Raw genomic sequence first — 15,005 nt, forward strand, 5'->3', positions numbered from 1 at the left:
TTTCGGACCGGCCAGCCGCGGAGCGTGCAACGCTGCATCCGCCGGCCGCGCCTTGTGTTGCCGGGACGCCGCCTCCAAGCTATGACGCTCGCAACACCGTCCGACCCGACGACGATGATGCCTGCTTCATGCCTGCTTGCGGCGATGCCTTCGCGCCCGTTCCGAAGCGTTCCGCCATACCTCCATAACCCGACGTGATTATACCCATGACCCCACCGACACATGTCCCCACGAAGCATGCCCGTCTCGTGATCCTCGGCTCCGGCCCCGCCGGCTGGACCGCCGCCGTCTACGCCGCCCGCGCCAACCTCAAGCCGGTGATGATCACCGGGCTGCAGATGGGCGGCCAGCTGATGACGACCACCGAGGTCGACAACTGGCCGGGCGACGCGCACGGGCTGATGGGCCCGGACCTCATGGCACGCATGCAGGCCCACGCCGAGCGCTTCGATACCGAGACCGTGTTCGACCACATCCACACCGCCGACCTCTCGCGACGCCCGTTCCGGCTGGTCGGCGACAATGGCGAGTACACCTGCGACGGACTGATCATCGCCACCGGCGCGACCGCCAAGTACCTCGGGCTGCCGTCTGAGGAGCTGTTCAAGGGCCGCGGAGTGTCCGCCTGTGCCACCTGCGACGGCTTCTTCTACAAGGACCAGGACGTGGCGGTGATCGGCGGCGGCAACACCGCGGTCGAGGAGGCGCTGTACCTGTCCAACATTGCGCGCAAGGTGTACCTGGTGCACCGCCGCGACACTCTGCGCGCCGAGAAGATCATGCAGGACAAGCTGCAGGCCAAGATCCAGGCCGGCAAGATCGAGCCGGTGTGGCACCACACGGTCGACGAGGTGCTCGGCAACGACGCCGGCGTGACCGGCGTGCGGGTGAAGTCGGTGCAGGACGGCTCCTCCCGCGAGATCGCCATCCACGGGTTGTTCGTGGCGATCGGCCACACGCCCAACACCAGCCTGTTCGAGGGCCAGCTGGCGATGAAGAACGGCTACCTGACCATCCAGACCGGGCTGCAGGGCAATGCCACCGAGACCTCGGTGCCGGGCGTGTTCGCCGCCGGCGACGTCGCCGACCAGGTCTACCGCCAGGCGATCACCTCGGCCGGCTTCGGCTGCATGGCGGCACTGGATGCCGAGAAGTTCCTCGACAAAGAAGGCTGAGCTCGTCATTTGTAGGAGCGGCTTCAGCCGCGATCTGAAACCGGCGCGAGCGCCCAGCCTTCCGATCGCGGCTGAAGCCGCTCCTACGGGACGCAACATCGATGCCCGAAGCACGGCTCCACGACCAGCTCGACGACATTCCCGCCGCCCAGTGGGACGCCCTCCACGACGGCCGCAACCCCTTTGTCGCCCACGCGTTCCTGTCCGGGCTCGAGCAGCACGGCTGCCTGCGCGCGCAGTGGGGCTGGACCCCGCGCCATCTCACCCTGTGGGACGGCGAGGCTCTGATCGCCGCGGCACCGGGCTACCTCAAGGACAATTCGCACGGCGAGTTCGTGTTCGACCACGCCTGGGCGCACGCCTACGCACAGCACGGGCTGGAATACTTCCCCAAGTGGCTGTGCGCGGTGCCCTACTCGCCGGTGACCGGTCCGCGCCTGCTGGCACGGGACGATGGCGCACGACGGCAACTGGCCGAGGCCATGGCCCGGCAATGCCGGCACGAGGGACTGTCCTCGGCGCACGTCAATTTCCACCCCGCCGCTGAGGACACCGCATTCGACCACGCCTGGCTGCCACGCATCGATGTGCAGTACCACTGGCGCAACGACGCCGGCTGGCGCGATTTCGCCGGATTCCTGGCGGCCCTGGACCACAAGCATCGCAAGAACATTCGCCAGGAACGGGCCAAGGTTGCGAAGGCCGGCGTGACCTTCCGCATCGTCGAGGGGCATGAGGCCAGCGACGCCGACCTCGGAGCCATGCACCGCTTCTACCTGCGCACGTTCGCCGAGTACGGCAACCACCCTGCGCTGACGCTCGGCTTCCTGCACCACCTCAGGGCATCCATGCCACAGGCGCTGGTGATCTTTTTCGCGCAGCGCGAGGGGCAGGCGATCGCGGGGGCGCTGTGCCTGCGCGGCGGCGACACACTGTATGGGCGCTACTGGGGCAGCGAGGAATCGCTGCCGGGCCTGCATTTCGAGGCCTGCTATTACCAGGGTATTGATTACTGCCTGCGCCAGGGGCTGACCCGGTTCGAGCCCGGCGCACAGGGCGAACACAAGCTCGCCCGCGGCTTCCTGCCGAGCTTCGTGCACAGCCGCCACTGGATCGCGCAGCCCGAGTTCCGCGAGGCCTTGCGCGCCTGGTGCGGACAGGAAGCGGCATCGGTGCGTCGTTACGCCGCCACGCTGGCGGCACATTCGCCATTCAAGCGGACCCCGGATGCTGCGCCTGCCACCGCTGCCGACTGACCCGCACGCGGCGTTCCCGGACCCGCGCCAGGCGCTGCGCGAACCGGACGGGCTGCTGGCGATCGGCGGCGATCTCTCGCCCGCGCGGCTGCTCAGCGCCTATCGGCAGGGCATCTTCCCGTGGTTCTCCGGCGACCAGCCGATCCTGTGGTGGAGCCCCGACCCGCGCACCGTTTTCCGCACCGACCGGGTGCGCCTGCCGAGCCGGTTCCGGCGAAGCCTGCGCAACTCGGGCTGGACGGTGCGTGCCGACAGCGCGTTCGGTGCGGTGATCGCGGCGTGCGCGCGGATGCCACGCCCGGGCCAGCGCGGCACCTGGATCACCGACCAGATGCTGGAGGCCTACGCCGAACTGCATCGCCTCGGCCACGCCCACTCGGTGGAGGTATTCGATGGCGACCGCCTGGTCGGCGGCCTGTACGGAGTGGCGATCGGCGCGATGTTCTTCGGCGAAAGCATGTTCAGCGCCGAATCGGGCGGCTCCAAGGTCGCCCTCGCCGCCCTCGCCCGCCGCCTGCACGGCTGGGGCTGGCCGCTGCTGGATGCGCAGGTCGAGAACGATCACCTGCTCAGTCTTGGCGCCGAAACCTGGCCGCGCGAACGCTTCCTGGATACCGTAGCGGCGCTGACGGCGCGGCCTGCCGTGGCCGGCGGCTGGAGCGCGCTGTTCGGGACGCTGCCTGCGCAGGCACTCGCAAGAGAGGCCTGAACCGCCACCTTTGCGCCGCCGCCTGCAGCGTGGCATCATGCCGGGCTTCGCGGGCGCGCTGCGCCCGTTTTTTGATGGCGACCCGGGAACCACATGGCAAAAGATGACGTGATCGAATTCGAGGGCACGGTGGCGGAAACACTTCCGAACACCATGTTCCGTGTGCGCCTCGAAAACGGGCACGAGATCATCGCCCATATTTCCGGACGGATGCGCAAGAACTACATCCGCATCCTGACCGGCGACAAGGTCAAGGTGGAGATGACGCCGTACGACCTGAGCAAGGGGCGTATCACTTACCGCATGAAGTAATGCGCGTAACTAATTGAAAAAAGGCGGCCATTGGCCGCCTTTTTTGATGGTGCGGACAATCTGCACCTGTCCTTCGTGGGAGCGGCTTCAGCCGCGAACCAGAATCGGCCCGCCGCGGAGCTGCCGGGTTATCGGGTTGGATGCGCGTAGAAGAGACCCTGATCGAAAAGCTCGCGGCTGAAGCCGCTCCTACAAGCCGCTTCTGCCGACCTACTCCACCGTCGCCGGCAGCAGCTTCTCGGGTTCCGACTGCGCATCGACCACGAGCTCGCCGTCGCGCACGTCGACCGTGACCCGGCCGCCGCCGATCAGCTTGCCGAACAACAGCTCGTCGGCCAGCGGGCGCTTGATCTTGTCCTGGATCACCCGCGACATCGGCCGTGCGCCCATCAGCGGGTCGAAGCCGTGGTGGGCCAGCCAGTCGCGCGCGGTCGGGGTGGCGGTCAGCGTCACTTCCTTCTCGTGCAGCTGTGCTTCCAGTTCGATCAGGAACTTGTCGACCACGCGCAGGATGTGGTCGAAAGCCAGCGCCTGGAACTGCACCACCGCATCCAGGCGGTTGCGGAACTCCGGGGTGAAGCCCTTGCGGATCGCTTCCATTGCATCGGTGGAATGGTCCTGCTTGGTGAAACCGATCGAGCGCCGCGCGGCCGAGGAGGCGCCGGCGTTGGTCGTCATCACTAGGATCACGTTCCTGAAGTTGGCCTCCCGGCCGTTGGTGTCGGTGAGCGTGCCGCGGTCCATCACCTGCAACAGGATGTTGAAGATGTCCGGGTGCGCCTTCTCGACCTCGTCCAGCAGCAGCACGCAGTGCGGCGTCTTGACGACCTTCTCGGTCAGCAGGCCGCCCTGGTCGAAACCGACATAGCCCGGCGGCGCACCGATCAGGCGACTGACCGAATGCGGCTCCATGTACTCGGACATGTCGAAGCGCACCAGCTCGATGCCCAGCTGCAGCGCGAGCTGCCGGGTCACTTCTGTCTTGCCGACGCCGGTCGGGCCGGCGAACAGGAAGTTGCCGATCGGCTTGTCTGGATTGCCCAGCCCGGAGCGCGCCAGCTTGATGGCGGCGGTCAACGAGCCGATCGCCGGGTCCTGGCCGAAGATCACCATCTTCAGGTTGCGATCGAGATTCTTGAGCACGTCCTTGTCGGTCGCGGAGACCTGCTTGGCCGGGATCCGCGCCATCTTGGCCACGATGGTCTCGATCTCCTCGATGTCGATCAACGACTTGCGCGCCTCCAGCGGCAGCAGCCGCTGGCGCGCGCCGGCCTCGTCGATCACGTCGATCGCCTTGTCCGGCAGCAGGCGGTCGCCGATGTGCTTGACCGACAGCTCCACTGCCGCCTGCAGCGCGTCGTCGGCGTAGGTCACACCGTGGTGCGCCTCGTACTTGGGTTTCAGGCCCTGCAGGATCTCGAACGCCTCGCCCACGGTCGGCTCGACGATGTCGATCTTCTGGAAGCGCCGCGCCAGCGCCCGGTCCTTCTCGAAGATGCCGCGGTATTCCTGGAACGTGGTCGAGCCGATGCAGCGCAGGTCGCCGGTCGACAGCGCCGGCTTGATCAGGTTGCTTGCGTCCATCGTGCCGCCGCTGGCGCTGCCGGCGCCGATGATGGTGTGGATCTCGTCGATGAACAGCACCGCCTCGGGCACTTTCTTGAGCTGCGCGAGCACGCCCTTGAGCCGCTTCTCGAAATCGCCGCGGTACTTGGTGCCGGCCACCAGCGCACCCAGGTCGAGCGCGTAGATGGTCGCACCGGCCAGCACCTCCGGGACGTCCTCGTCGACGATGCGCTTGGCCAGGCCTTCGGCGATCGCGGTCTTGCCGACGCCGGCCTCACCGACGTACAGCGGGTTGTTCTTGCGACGGCGGCACAGCACCTGGATGGTGCGCTCGACCTCCTCGCTGCGTCCGACCAGCGGGTCGATCTTGCCTTCGCGCGCGAGCTGGTTGAGGTCGATCGCGAACTCGGCAAGCGCGTCGGCCTTGCCCTCGCCCTCGCCGCCCTCGATGGGCTTGGCCTCGCCGTCCTCGTGCTGGCCGCCCTCCTCGCCGCCCTGCTTGGCAATGCCGTGCGAGAGGTAGTTGACGACGTCGAGCCGCACGATGTCCTGCTGGTTCAGGTAGTAGACCGCGTGCGAGTCCTTTTCGCCGAAGATCGCCACCAGCACGTTGGCGCCGGTGACCTCCTTCTTGCCGGAGGACTGCACGTGGTAGACCGCGCGCTGCAGCACCCGCTGGAACCCGAGCGTGGGCTGGGTGTCGCGGTCGATCTCGTCGGGCAACACCGAAACCGAGGTGGCGATGGCCTGTTCGAGGTCGCCGCGCAGGCGCGGTGAGTCGACGCCGCAGGCCTTGAGCACGGCCTCCGCGGAGGGGTTGTCGAGGAGGGCCAGGGTGAGGTGCTCGACCGTCATGTACTCGTGGCGCGCCTCGCGGGCGCGCTTGTAGCACTGGCCGATGCTGTACTCGAGATCCTTGCTGAACATGGGGCGGAAGCCTCCGTAGAACTACTGCGACGCTAAATGGGGACGCTCATCGGTGTTTCCACTTCTCCCGCGCCCACCTACGCGGCGTTGCTGGCGCCGGATTCAGGTCTCGTCCAGCCATTCAGGCCCGGATACCTATGCCCGATACCGTTTTAGGCCCTTTCCATCGTGCACAGCAAGGGGTGCTGGTTGAGCCTTGAGAATTCATTCACCTGCGCCACCTTGGACTCTGCAACTTCGCGCGTGAACACGCCGCAGACGCCACGCCCGCGGGTGTGGACGTGGAGCATCACCTGGGTGGCATTTTCCGCGGTCATCGGGAAGAAGCGCAGCAGCACTTCCACCACGAAATCCATCGGGGTGTAGTCGTCGTTGAGCAGCAGCACGGAGTACAGCGGCGGCCGGGCGACTTCCGGCTTGCCGGTCTCGACCATTGCGCCGTGACCATGCTCGTGATCGCGATCGGTGTGTCTTGGCATGGGCGAATTATAAGCGGCGCGACGCGCTTGCCCGATAGACGCATGCCGGGGGGAGCGGCAAAATGCCGGCATTCTTCCATCGGGGCTCCCATGCGTCCTGCCATTTCCCTGGTCGTGATCGCCCTGCTGGCGACATTGCCGCCATGCAGCCCGGCGCGGGCCGACGAGGTGCCCGCCGAGGCGGCGCCGCCGGCCGGCGCCGTGGCCTCGCCGTCCGCCGATCCCCGGGTCGGCGCGCAACTCGACGAGCTGGAATATCGCTACGAGGTCGACCGCGACGGCGACTACCGGCTGACCTTCGACCTGGACGAGGGCCGCAGCCAGCTGGTCTACGTGATCTCGGCGGTCGAACGCTTCGGTGCCCACCGCGTCCGCGAGATCTGGGCGCCGGCCTATCGCGGCGAGGCAGAACGTTTCCCCGAGGAGGTGGCCAACCGCCTGCTCGAGGACGCGCAGATGCAGAAGCTCGGTGGCTGGGTCAAACAAGGCGACGTGGCGATGTTCGTGGTCAAGATCGCCGCCGACGCCAGCACCCAGGCGCTCGACGACGGCATCGACCATGCGATCCGTGCCGCCGACTGGATGGAAACCGAACTGACCGGCGACACCGATGAATTCTGAAATGGCGGCGTTGCCTGGCAGCGTTGCCTGCCACGCCGGCATGAGCGCCGCAGCTGCATGACCTACCGTGAAGGCCGCTTCTGGCAACCCGATGTCACCGTGGCCACCGTCGTGGTGGACGGCGGACGACTGCTGATGGTCGAGGAAAACGTCGGCGGCCGGCTCGTGCTGAACCAGCCGGCCGGGCACCTGGAGCCCGACGAGACCCTGTTCGAGGCGGCCCTGCGCGAGACCCGCGAGGAGACGTGCTGGGATGTGCGGCTGACCGCATTCGTCGGCGCGTACCAGTGGAAGGCGCCGGTGCAGGCCGACGGCAGCGGCGGTCGCCATTTCCTGCGCTTCGCGTTCGCGGCCGAACCGGTCAGGCACGACCCCTCGCGCCGGCTCGATGAAGGCATCGTGCAGGCGCTGTGGCTCACTCCGGGCGAGCTCGAGGCCGCCCACGCCCGCCACCGCAGCCCGCTGGTATGGCGGGCCGCGGCCGACTACCTCGCCGGTCGCCGCCAGCGGCTCGACCTGCTGCAGCACCTGGCGTGACCGCAGTGGTGACCGCTGCCGCCCGCACCATCGTCGGGATGTCCGGCGGTGTGGACTCGTCGGTGGCGGCGTTGCTGCTGCGCACGGCCGAACCCGGGGGATCGCGCGAGCATGCTGACCCGTCGGTCGCCGGGCTGTTCATGCAGAACTGGGCCGACGACGGTAGCGGCGACTGCCGCGCCGAGGACGACCGCCGCGATGCGGTCGCGGTCAGCGGCCGGCTCGGCATGCCGATCCACTTTCGCGATTTCTCGGCTGAATACTGGGCCGGGGTGTTCGAGCATTTCCTCGCCGAGTACGCGGCCGGGCGCACGCCCAATCCCGACGTCTTGTGCAACCGTGAAATCAAGTTCAAGTATTTCCTCGATGCCGCGCGCGAGCTCGGCGCCGAGTTCATCGCGACCGGGCACTACGCGAGGATCGAGCGCCGTGGCGGGCGCCACCTCCTGCTGCGCGCCGAGGACCGTGGCAAGGACCAGAGCTACTTCCTGCACCAGCTCGGCCAGGCGCAGCTGTCCGCCACCCGGTTCCCGCTGGGCGGGCTGCTGAAGCGCCAGGTGCGGCGCATCGCCGAGGATGCGGGCCTGCCGACCGCCGCCAAGAAGGATTCAACCGGGATCTGCTTCATCGGCGAGCGCGACTTCCGCGGATTCCTCGGCCGCTACCTGCCCGCGCGCCCCGGTGAGATCCGCACGCCACAGGGGCAGGTCATCGGCGAGCATCCCGGCGCCTTCTACTTCACCATCGGCCAGCGCGAAGGCCTCAATATCGGCGGCGTGCGCGGTTTCGAGCCGGCGCCGTGGTACGTGGTCGGCAAGGACGTCGCCGGCAACGTGCTGTACGTCGCCCAGGGCGCGGACAATCCCTGGCTGCAGTCCAGCGCGCTATGGTCCGAGCCGGCGCACTGGATCGCCGGTGCACCCCCGGCCGAGCGCTTCGCATGCACCGCGCAGACGCGTTACCGTCAGTCCGACCAGCCTTGCGAGGTCTCGGTGCGCGACGATGGCACGCTGGCCGTGCGGTTCGCCGATCGGCAGCGTGCGGTCACCCCGGGCCAGTCGCTGGTGCTGTATGACGGCGCCGTCTGCCTCGGCGGCGCAGTGATCGCCGCCACCGATGCTCCCCTTGAAAAGACCAACGACCAAAGGCACCTGCTGCATGAGTGAGCCCCGCTCCACCACCGCCCGATTCAATCCCATGTCCGACCGCGTGCTGGCGCTTGCCGGGCTGGTGCAGGCGCTGGCGCAGGTGCGTCGCATCGCCGATACCGGGCAGGCCGACGCCGCCGTGCTCGGCACCGCGCTGGACTCGGTGTTCCAGATCGACGCGGCATCGCCGGCACAGGTCTACGGCGGCACCGGCTCGCTGCAGCCGGGGCTGAAGCTGCTGCGCGACTACTTCGAGAGCCAGCCGCGCGACGAGCAGCTACCGCGGCTGGCGCTGGCGGTGATGCAACTGGAACGGCGCTTCGTCGGCGACAGCGACATGGCCGCGCGCGTGCAGGCCGGCATCCGCGCCCAGGCCGCCTCCGCCGAGCGCCAGGGCAACACGCATCCGGAGGTCCTGTCGGCACTGGGCAAGCTGTACGCCGAAACCCTGAGCCACCTGCGTCCGCGCGTGCTGGTGCAGGGCAATCCGCACTACCTGGCGCAGGCCAGCGTGGTCGCCGAGGTGCGCGCCGTGCTGCTGGCAGCGGTGCGCTCGGCGGTCTTGTGGCGGCAACTCGGCGGCGGCTTCTGGGACTTCCTGCTGCGTCGCAAGGAGCTGGCCGCGGCGGTGCGTGCGCACCTGGGCTGACAAGGCTCGAGACAGGACCCGCGCTACGTCCAAGGTCATCACGTACAGCTGTAGGAGCGGCTTCAGCCGCGATCGCGAATGATCCCGCAACGACTGTTTCCGATCGCGGCTGAAGCCGCTCCTACCGATGACGATAGGGCGAAAGTACAAGGGCGCGCCCAGGCAGCCGGATACCGTTTGCGGCATAATTACGGGGCTTTATCGCGGTGAATTCACTCGGAGCAACGTCCAATACCCGGACGTTCCCGCCCCGCGCCTCCCCCTTCTTTTGCTGCAGCCACGGAGCCCCCCAATGGCAGACTCCTTCGCCACCCGCGCGCAACTCGACATCAACGGCAAGTCCTACACCTACTTCAGCCTGCCCGCCCTGGGCCAGCGCTTCGATCTGGGCAAGCTGCCGTACTCGATGAAGATCCTGCTCGAGAACCTGCTGCGCCACGAGGACGGCGTCACGGTGCTGCCCGAGCACATCGAGGCGGTCGCGCAGTGGGACGCCTTGTCCGAGCCGGACACCGAGATCGCCTTCATGCCCGCGCGCGTGGTGCTGCAGGACTTCACCGGGGTGCCGTGCGTGGTCGACCTGGCGGCGATGCGCGACGCGGTCGGCAGGCTTGGTGGCAAGGCCAGCCAGATCAATCCGCTGATTCCCTCGGAGCTGGTCATCGACCACTCGATCCAGGTCGACGTGTTCGGCCGCGCCGATGCGCTGGACCTCAACGGCAAGATCGAGTTCGAACGCAACCAGGAGCGTTACAGCTTCCTGCGCTGGGGCCAGAAGGCGTTCGAGAACTTCAAGGTGGTGCCGCCCAACACCGGCATTGTCCACCAGGTGAACCTGGAGAACCTCGCTCGCGTGGTTATGGCGCGTGAGGTCGATGGCGTGCTGCAGGCGTTCCCCGACACCGTCTTCGGCACCGACAGCCACACCACGATGATCAACGGCATCGGCGTGCTCGGCTGGGGCGTGGGCGGGATCGAGGCCGAGGCGGCGATGCTAGGCCAGCCGTCCTCGATGCTGATCCCGCAGGTGGTCGGCTTCAAGCTGACCGGCAGGATGCCCGAGGGTGCCACCGCCACCGACCTGGTGCTCACCGTCACCGAAATGCTGCGTTCGCTCGGCGTGGTCGGCAAGTTCGTCGAGTTCTTCGGCGAGGGCCTGCCACACCTGCCGCTGGCCGACCGCGCGACCATCGCCAACATGGCGCCGGAATACGGCGCCACCTGCGGGATCTTCCCGGTCGACGTCGAATCGCTGACCTACCTGCGCCTGTCCGGCCGCAGCGAGGAGCAGATCGCGCTGGTCGAGGCCTATGCCAAGGCCCAAGGCCTGTGGCATGAGCCGGGCCAGGCGCACGCGACCTACTCGGAGACCCTCGAGCTCGACCTCGGCGACGTCAAGCCGTCGCTGGCCGGCCCCAAGCGCCCGCAGGACCGCGTGCTGCTGGAGAAGATGCAGGAAAATTTCCACACGAGCCTCGAAGGCCTCACTGCCAACCGCAAGCTCGATTACGAACGCGTCACCGACTTCAAGGAAGAGGGCGGCGCGCAGCCGCAGGCCAAATCCCTCGCCGCCAAGCCGGTCTCGAAGATCAACATCCAGGACCAGGATTGCGAGCTGACCGACGGCTCGGTCGTGATTGCCGCGATCACCTCGTGCACCAACACCTCCAATCCGGCGGTAATGCTCGGCGCCGGCCTGCTCGCACGCAATGCGGCCAAGCTCGGCCTCAAGGCTGCGCCGTGGGTCAAGACCTCGCTCGGACCGGGCTCGCTGGTGGTCACCGATTACCTGAAGAAGGCCGGCGTGCTCGATGACTTGGAGAAGCTCGGTTTCTACGTCGTCGGCTACGGTTGCACCACCTGCATCGGCAACTCGGGGCCGTTGCCCGAGTCCGTGTCGAAGGGCATCGCCGACAATGACCTGGTGGTCGCCTCGGTGCTTTCGGGCAACCGCAACTTCGAGGGCCGCGTGCACCCCGAAGTCAAGATGAACTACCTCGCCTCGCCGCCGCTGGTGGTGGCCTACGCGATCGCCGGCACCGTCAACATCGACCTCACCCGCGAGCCGCTCGGCCAGGACCGCAACGGCAAGGACGTGTTCCTGCGCGACGTCTGGCCGAGCAACAAGGAGATCGGCGACATGATCGCCGCGACCGTCGGCCCGGAACTGTTCGCTCAGAACTACGCCGACGTGTTCAAGGGCGACAGCCGCTGGAACCAGATCGCCTCGCCGGAAGGCGAAGCGTTCGAATGGAGCGACGCCTCGACCTACATCAAGAACCCGCCCTACTTCGATGGCATGACCATGGACGTGGGCAGCATCGAGGACGTACACGGCGCGCGCGTGCTCGGACTGTTCGGCGACTCGATCACCACCGACCACATCTCCCCGGCCGGCAACATCAAGAAGGACTCGCCCGCAGGCCGCTACCTGCAGGAGCGTGGCGTGCAGCCGGCGGACTTCAACAGCTACGGCTCGCGCCGCGGCAACGACGACGTCATGGTGCGCGGCACCTTCGCCAACATCCGCATCAGGAACCTGATGATGGGTGGCGAGGAAGGCGGCAACACCCTGTACTTCGGCAACGGCGATGGTGCCGGCGAGCGCATGTCGATCTACGACGCAGCCATGCAATACAAGGCCAGCAAGACCCCGCTGGTGGTGTTCGCCGGCAAGGAATACGGCACCGGCTCCTCGCGCGACTGGGCGGCCAAGGGCACCAACCTGCTGGGCATCAAGGCGGTGGTGGCCGAAAGCTTCGAACGTATCCACCGCTCCAACCTGGTCGGCATGGGCGTGCTGCCGCTGCAGTTCAAGGACGGCGAGAGTGTGAAGTCACATGGCCTGGACGGGTCGGAGACCATCGACGTGATCGGTCTGGAGGACGGCGCATCCAGGCGAGCCACGATAGTGGCCCGGAAGGCCGACGGCAGCGAGAAGCGCTTCGAGGTCAAACTGCTGCTGCTGACGCCCAAGGAAGTCGAGTACTTCCGCCACGGCGGCATCCTGCATTACGTCCTTCGCCAACTGGCGACGAAAAAGGCGGCTTGACGTCCAATCGAGCGATATCTCTGCTAGCCAGCGGTGACGGTGGGCGCAGAAGGCGTGCCCACCCTACGTGGGCTGCCGTAGGAGCGGACCATGCCCGCGATCGGGAATGATGCGAGGACCCGGGAAATCACGCGGCGGGACCTACCAGCGCACGCTCGTCATCCGCCATTCGCCGTTGACCATGCGCCAGCCGGTCTCCACCTCGTACACCCGCGCCGAATCGGGCAGGATGCGCCCGGAACCGCCACTCACTGCCGCGGTGAAACGCACCGTCGCATGGCCCTCCTGCAGGGCGACATCCAAGGGCCCGAGCGTGACGCCGACATCGCGGTGGCGCAGGAACATCACCCGCGCCAGCCGTCTTGCCGCGTCGCGATCCATGCCATCGGGGCCGACGAAATCCTCGGCCAGCCACTCGCTCATGGCCGAGGCGTCACGGCCTTCCAGCACCGCCTGCAATTGGCCCAGTGACTCCCGCAGTTGCTGCTCTGGCGGTGTTCGACTGCAGCCGAGCAGCAGCGACAACAGCACCAGAACGCACGCCCATCCCGCACCGGCCCTATATCTCGCACGCATCGAAACCCCGGATCTCCGACCAGCCGGCATCCTGCCATGCCGCGGCTGCCGACGAGCGGAACCGCACTGGACCGGCGCCGACCGGCCGCCTTGTCAGTCTCCGGGGCCTATGCTCCAATCGCTGCAAGCACCGTACGGCGGCGCATCCCGCCGCCGCGGCTGGCAAAGCGCAGGGACACATCGCTGCGGGCAGCCACGCCGCGCTGCATCACCACGTGCACCAAGGGGATCGCAATGAGCATTGAACGTCCGTGGCTGGCCCAGTATCCCGAAGGCGTACCCGCGCAGATCGATGTCGATGAGTTTCCGTCGGTGGTCTCGGTGCTCGAATCGGCCATCGCCAACTACCGCGACCGCCCCGCCTTCGCCAACCTCGGCAAGACCCTGACCTACGGCGAGATCGACGAGCTCAGCCGGCAGTTCGCGGCCTACCTGCTCGGCGAACTCAAGCTCAAGCAGGGCGATCGCGTCGCGATCATGATGCCCAACTGCCTGCAGTACCCGATCGCGACCTTCGGCGTGCTGCGCGCCGGGCTGACGGTGGTCAACACCAACCCGATGTACACCGCCCGCGAACTCCGGCACCAGCTGGTCGACTCCGGCGCAAGCGCGATTCTGGTGCTCGACAACTTCGGCGCCACCGTGCAGGAAGTCATCGGCGACACCCAAATCAAGCAGGTCATTACCACCGGGCTGGGCGACATGCTCGGTGCCCCCAAGGGCGCGATCGTCAACTTCGTGCTCAGGTACGTCAAGAAGATGGTGCCGGACTACGAGCTGCCCGGTGCGATCCGCTTCAAGCAGGCGCTGGCGCGCGGCCGCAAGCACACGCTGCCGCCGATCGACATCAGCCCGGGCGATATAGCCTTCCTGCAGTACACCGGCGGCACCACCGGTGTATCCAAGGGCGCGATGCTCACCCACCGCAACCTGGTCGCCAACATGCAGCAGGCGGCGGCCTGGGTCGGCACCAACGTCAAGCTCGGCGAGGAAGTCATCATCACCGCCCTGCCGCTGTACCATATCTTCGCGTTGACGGCGAACGGGCTGGTCTTCATGAAGTTCGGCGGGCTGAACCACATGATCACCAACCCGCGCGACATGCCCGGCTTCGTGAAGGAGCTCAGGAAGGTCCGGTTCACCGCGCTCACCGGCGTCAACACGCTGTTCAACGGGTTGCTCAACACCCCTGGGTTCGACCAGGTCGACTTTTCCCGGCTGCACCTCACCCTCGGTGGCGGCATGGCGGTCCAGCGCGCGGTCGCCGAGCGCTGGAAGCAGACTACCGGCAACACCCTGATCGAGGCCTACGGCCTGACCGAGACCTCGCCCGCCGCTTGCATCAACCCGATCGACCTGCCCGAGTACAACGGCGCCATCGGCCTGCCCATCCCGTCCACCGACGCCTGCGTGAAGGACGAAAACGGCGCCATGCTGCCGGTCGGCGAAGTCGGCGAGCTGTGCATCAAGGGCCCGCAGGTGATGAAGGGCTACTGGCACCGCGAGCAGGAGACCGCCGAGGTCATCGACCAGGACGGCTGGTTGCGCACCGGCGATATGGCGAAGATGGACGAACAGGGCTTTTTCTACATCGTCGACCGCAAGAAGGACATGATCCTGGTCTCGGGTTTCAACGTGTACCCCAACGAGATCGAGGATGTGATCGCGATGATGCCGGGCGTGCTCGAGGTAGCTGCGGTCGGCGTGCCGGATGAAAAGTCGGGCGAGGCGGTCAAGCTGGTCATCGTGAAGAAGGATCCCTCGCTCACCGAGGAGCAGGTCAAGGCGCATGCGCGCGAGAACCTCACCAACTACAAGCGTCCGAGCGTCGTGGAGTTCCGAAAGGAGCTGCCGAAGACCAACGTCGGCAAGATCCTGCGCCGCGAATTGAGAGATCCCGCCGCCCCGTGAGATCCGCAGTCCTTTCCAGCAGACGCCCGCGAGCGGAAACGCTTGCGGGCGTTTCAGTTTTGGCGCATAGAATTAGGCCATCGACCC

At 67.1% G+C, this 15,005-nt stretch carries 13 protein-coding genes; 10 read left to right on the forward strand and 3 right to left on the reverse strand.

Annotation, left to right across the window (positions count from 1 at the left end; translation table 11 throughout):
- The first annotated feature begins 206 nt into the window (after positions 1 to 206).
- From trxB to infA, 4 genes are all read left to right on the forward strand, one after another.
- Entirely contained in the window at positions 207 to 1,175 is a 969-nt protein-coding gene (gene trxB, locus ACJQWM_RS07915) for a thioredoxin-disulfide reductase (RefSeq protein WP_332702221.1), read from the forward strand.
- Positions 1,176 to 1,276: 101 nt separating this feature from the next.
- Complete coding sequence (locus ACJQWM_RS07920; protein WP_332702223.1) at positions 1,277 to 2,431, forward strand: GNAT family N-acetyltransferase; 1,155 nt, start codon at positions 1,277 to 1,279, stop codon at positions 2,429 to 2,431.
- On the forward strand, positions 2,403 to 3,140 hold the full coding sequence (aat, locus tag ACJQWM_RS07925) for a leucyl/phenylalanyl-tRNA--protein transferase (protein WP_332702226.1): 738 nt from the start codon (positions 2,403 to 2,405) through the stop codon (positions 3,138 to 3,140). Before ACJQWM_RS07920 ends, aat begins: the two co-directional genes overlap by 29 nt.
- 93 nt (positions 3,141 to 3,233) lie before the next feature.
- On the forward strand, positions 3,234 to 3,452 hold the full coding sequence (infA, locus tag ACJQWM_RS07930; RefSeq protein WP_332702228.1) for a translation initiation factor IF-1: 219 nt from the start codon (positions 3,234 to 3,236) through the stop codon (positions 3,450 to 3,452).
- Positions 3,453 to 3,662: 210 nt separating this feature from the next.
- Here the strand turns inward: infA and clpA are convergent, their stop codons facing one another.
- Both clpA and clpS read right to left on the reverse strand, forming a co-directional pair.
- Positions 3,663 to 5,945, reverse strand: coding sequence for an ATP-dependent Clp protease ATP-binding subunit ClpA (gene clpA / locus ACJQWM_RS07935; protein ID WP_332702230.1), 2,283 nt, complete (start codon positions 5,943 to 5,945; stop codon positions 3,663 to 3,665).
- 152 nt (positions 5,946 to 6,097) lie between these two features.
- Positions 6,098 to 6,424, reverse strand: a complete 327-nt coding sequence (gene clpS, locus ACJQWM_RS07940) for an ATP-dependent Clp protease adapter ClpS (protein ID WP_332702232.1) — start codon at positions 6,422 to 6,424, stop codon at positions 6,098 to 6,100.
- A gap of 90 nt (positions 6,425 to 6,514) precedes the next feature.
- Here clpS and ACJQWM_RS07945 point away from each other — a divergent pair, with 90 nt between their 5' ends.
- The 5 genes from ACJQWM_RS07945 to acnA all read left to right on the forward strand — a co-directional run bounded on the left by ACJQWM_RS07945 (position 6,515) and on the right by acnA (position 12,431).
- Positions 6,515 to 7,045, forward strand: coding sequence for a hypothetical protein (locus ACJQWM_RS07945; RefSeq protein WP_332702234.1), 531 nt, complete (start codon positions 6,515 to 6,517; stop codon positions 7,043 to 7,045).
- A gap of 57 nt (positions 7,046 to 7,102) precedes the next feature.
- Positions 7,103 to 7,582, forward strand: a complete 480-nt coding sequence (locus ACJQWM_RS07950; RefSeq protein ID WP_332702236.1) for an NUDIX hydrolase — start codon at positions 7,103 to 7,105, stop codon at positions 7,580 to 7,582.
- A gap of 5 nt (positions 7,583 to 7,587) precedes the next feature.
- A complete protein-coding gene (mnmA, locus tag ACJQWM_RS07955; protein WP_332702406.1) occupies positions 7,588 to 8,748 on the forward strand; it encodes a tRNA 2-thiouridine(34) synthase MnmA in 1,161 nt (386 codons plus the stop codon).
- A 31-nt stretch (positions 8,749 to 8,779) separates the two neighbouring features.
- Positions 8,780 to 9,379, forward strand: a complete 600-nt coding sequence (gene hflD, locus ACJQWM_RS07960) for a high frequency lysogenization protein HflD (protein ID WP_332702408.1) — start codon at positions 8,780 to 8,782, stop codon at positions 9,377 to 9,379.
- Between the two features lie 127 nt (positions 9,380 to 9,506).
- On the forward strand, positions 9,507 to 12,431 hold the full coding sequence (acnA, locus tag ACJQWM_RS07965) for an aconitate hydratase AcnA (RefSeq protein ID WP_411306757.1): 2,925 nt from the start codon (positions 9,507 to 9,509) through the stop codon (positions 12,429 to 12,431).
- 141 nt (positions 12,432 to 12,572) lie between these two features.
- On the opposite strand, the gene ACJQWM_RS07970 is transcribed toward acnA, so the two are convergent.
- A complete protein-coding gene (locus ACJQWM_RS07970; protein ID WP_332702240.1) occupies positions 12,573 to 12,962 on the reverse strand; it encodes a nuclear transport factor 2 family protein in 390 nt (129 codons plus the stop codon).
- Positions 12,963 to 13,241: 279 nt separating this feature from the next.
- Here ACJQWM_RS07970 and ACJQWM_RS07975 point away from each other — a divergent pair, with 279 nt between their 5' ends.
- Entirely contained in the window at positions 13,242 to 14,918 is a 1,677-nt protein-coding gene (locus ACJQWM_RS07975; protein WP_332702242.1) for a long-chain fatty acid--CoA ligase, read from the forward strand.
- The last annotated feature ends 87 nt before the right edge of the window (positions 14,919 to 15,005 follow it).

The sequence above is a fragment of the Novilysobacter longmucuonensis genome, assembly GCF_046600735.1.
Classification (GTDB): domain Bacteria; phylum Pseudomonadota; class Gammaproteobacteria; order Xanthomonadales; family Xanthomonadaceae; genus Novilysobacter_A; species Novilysobacter_A longmucuonensis.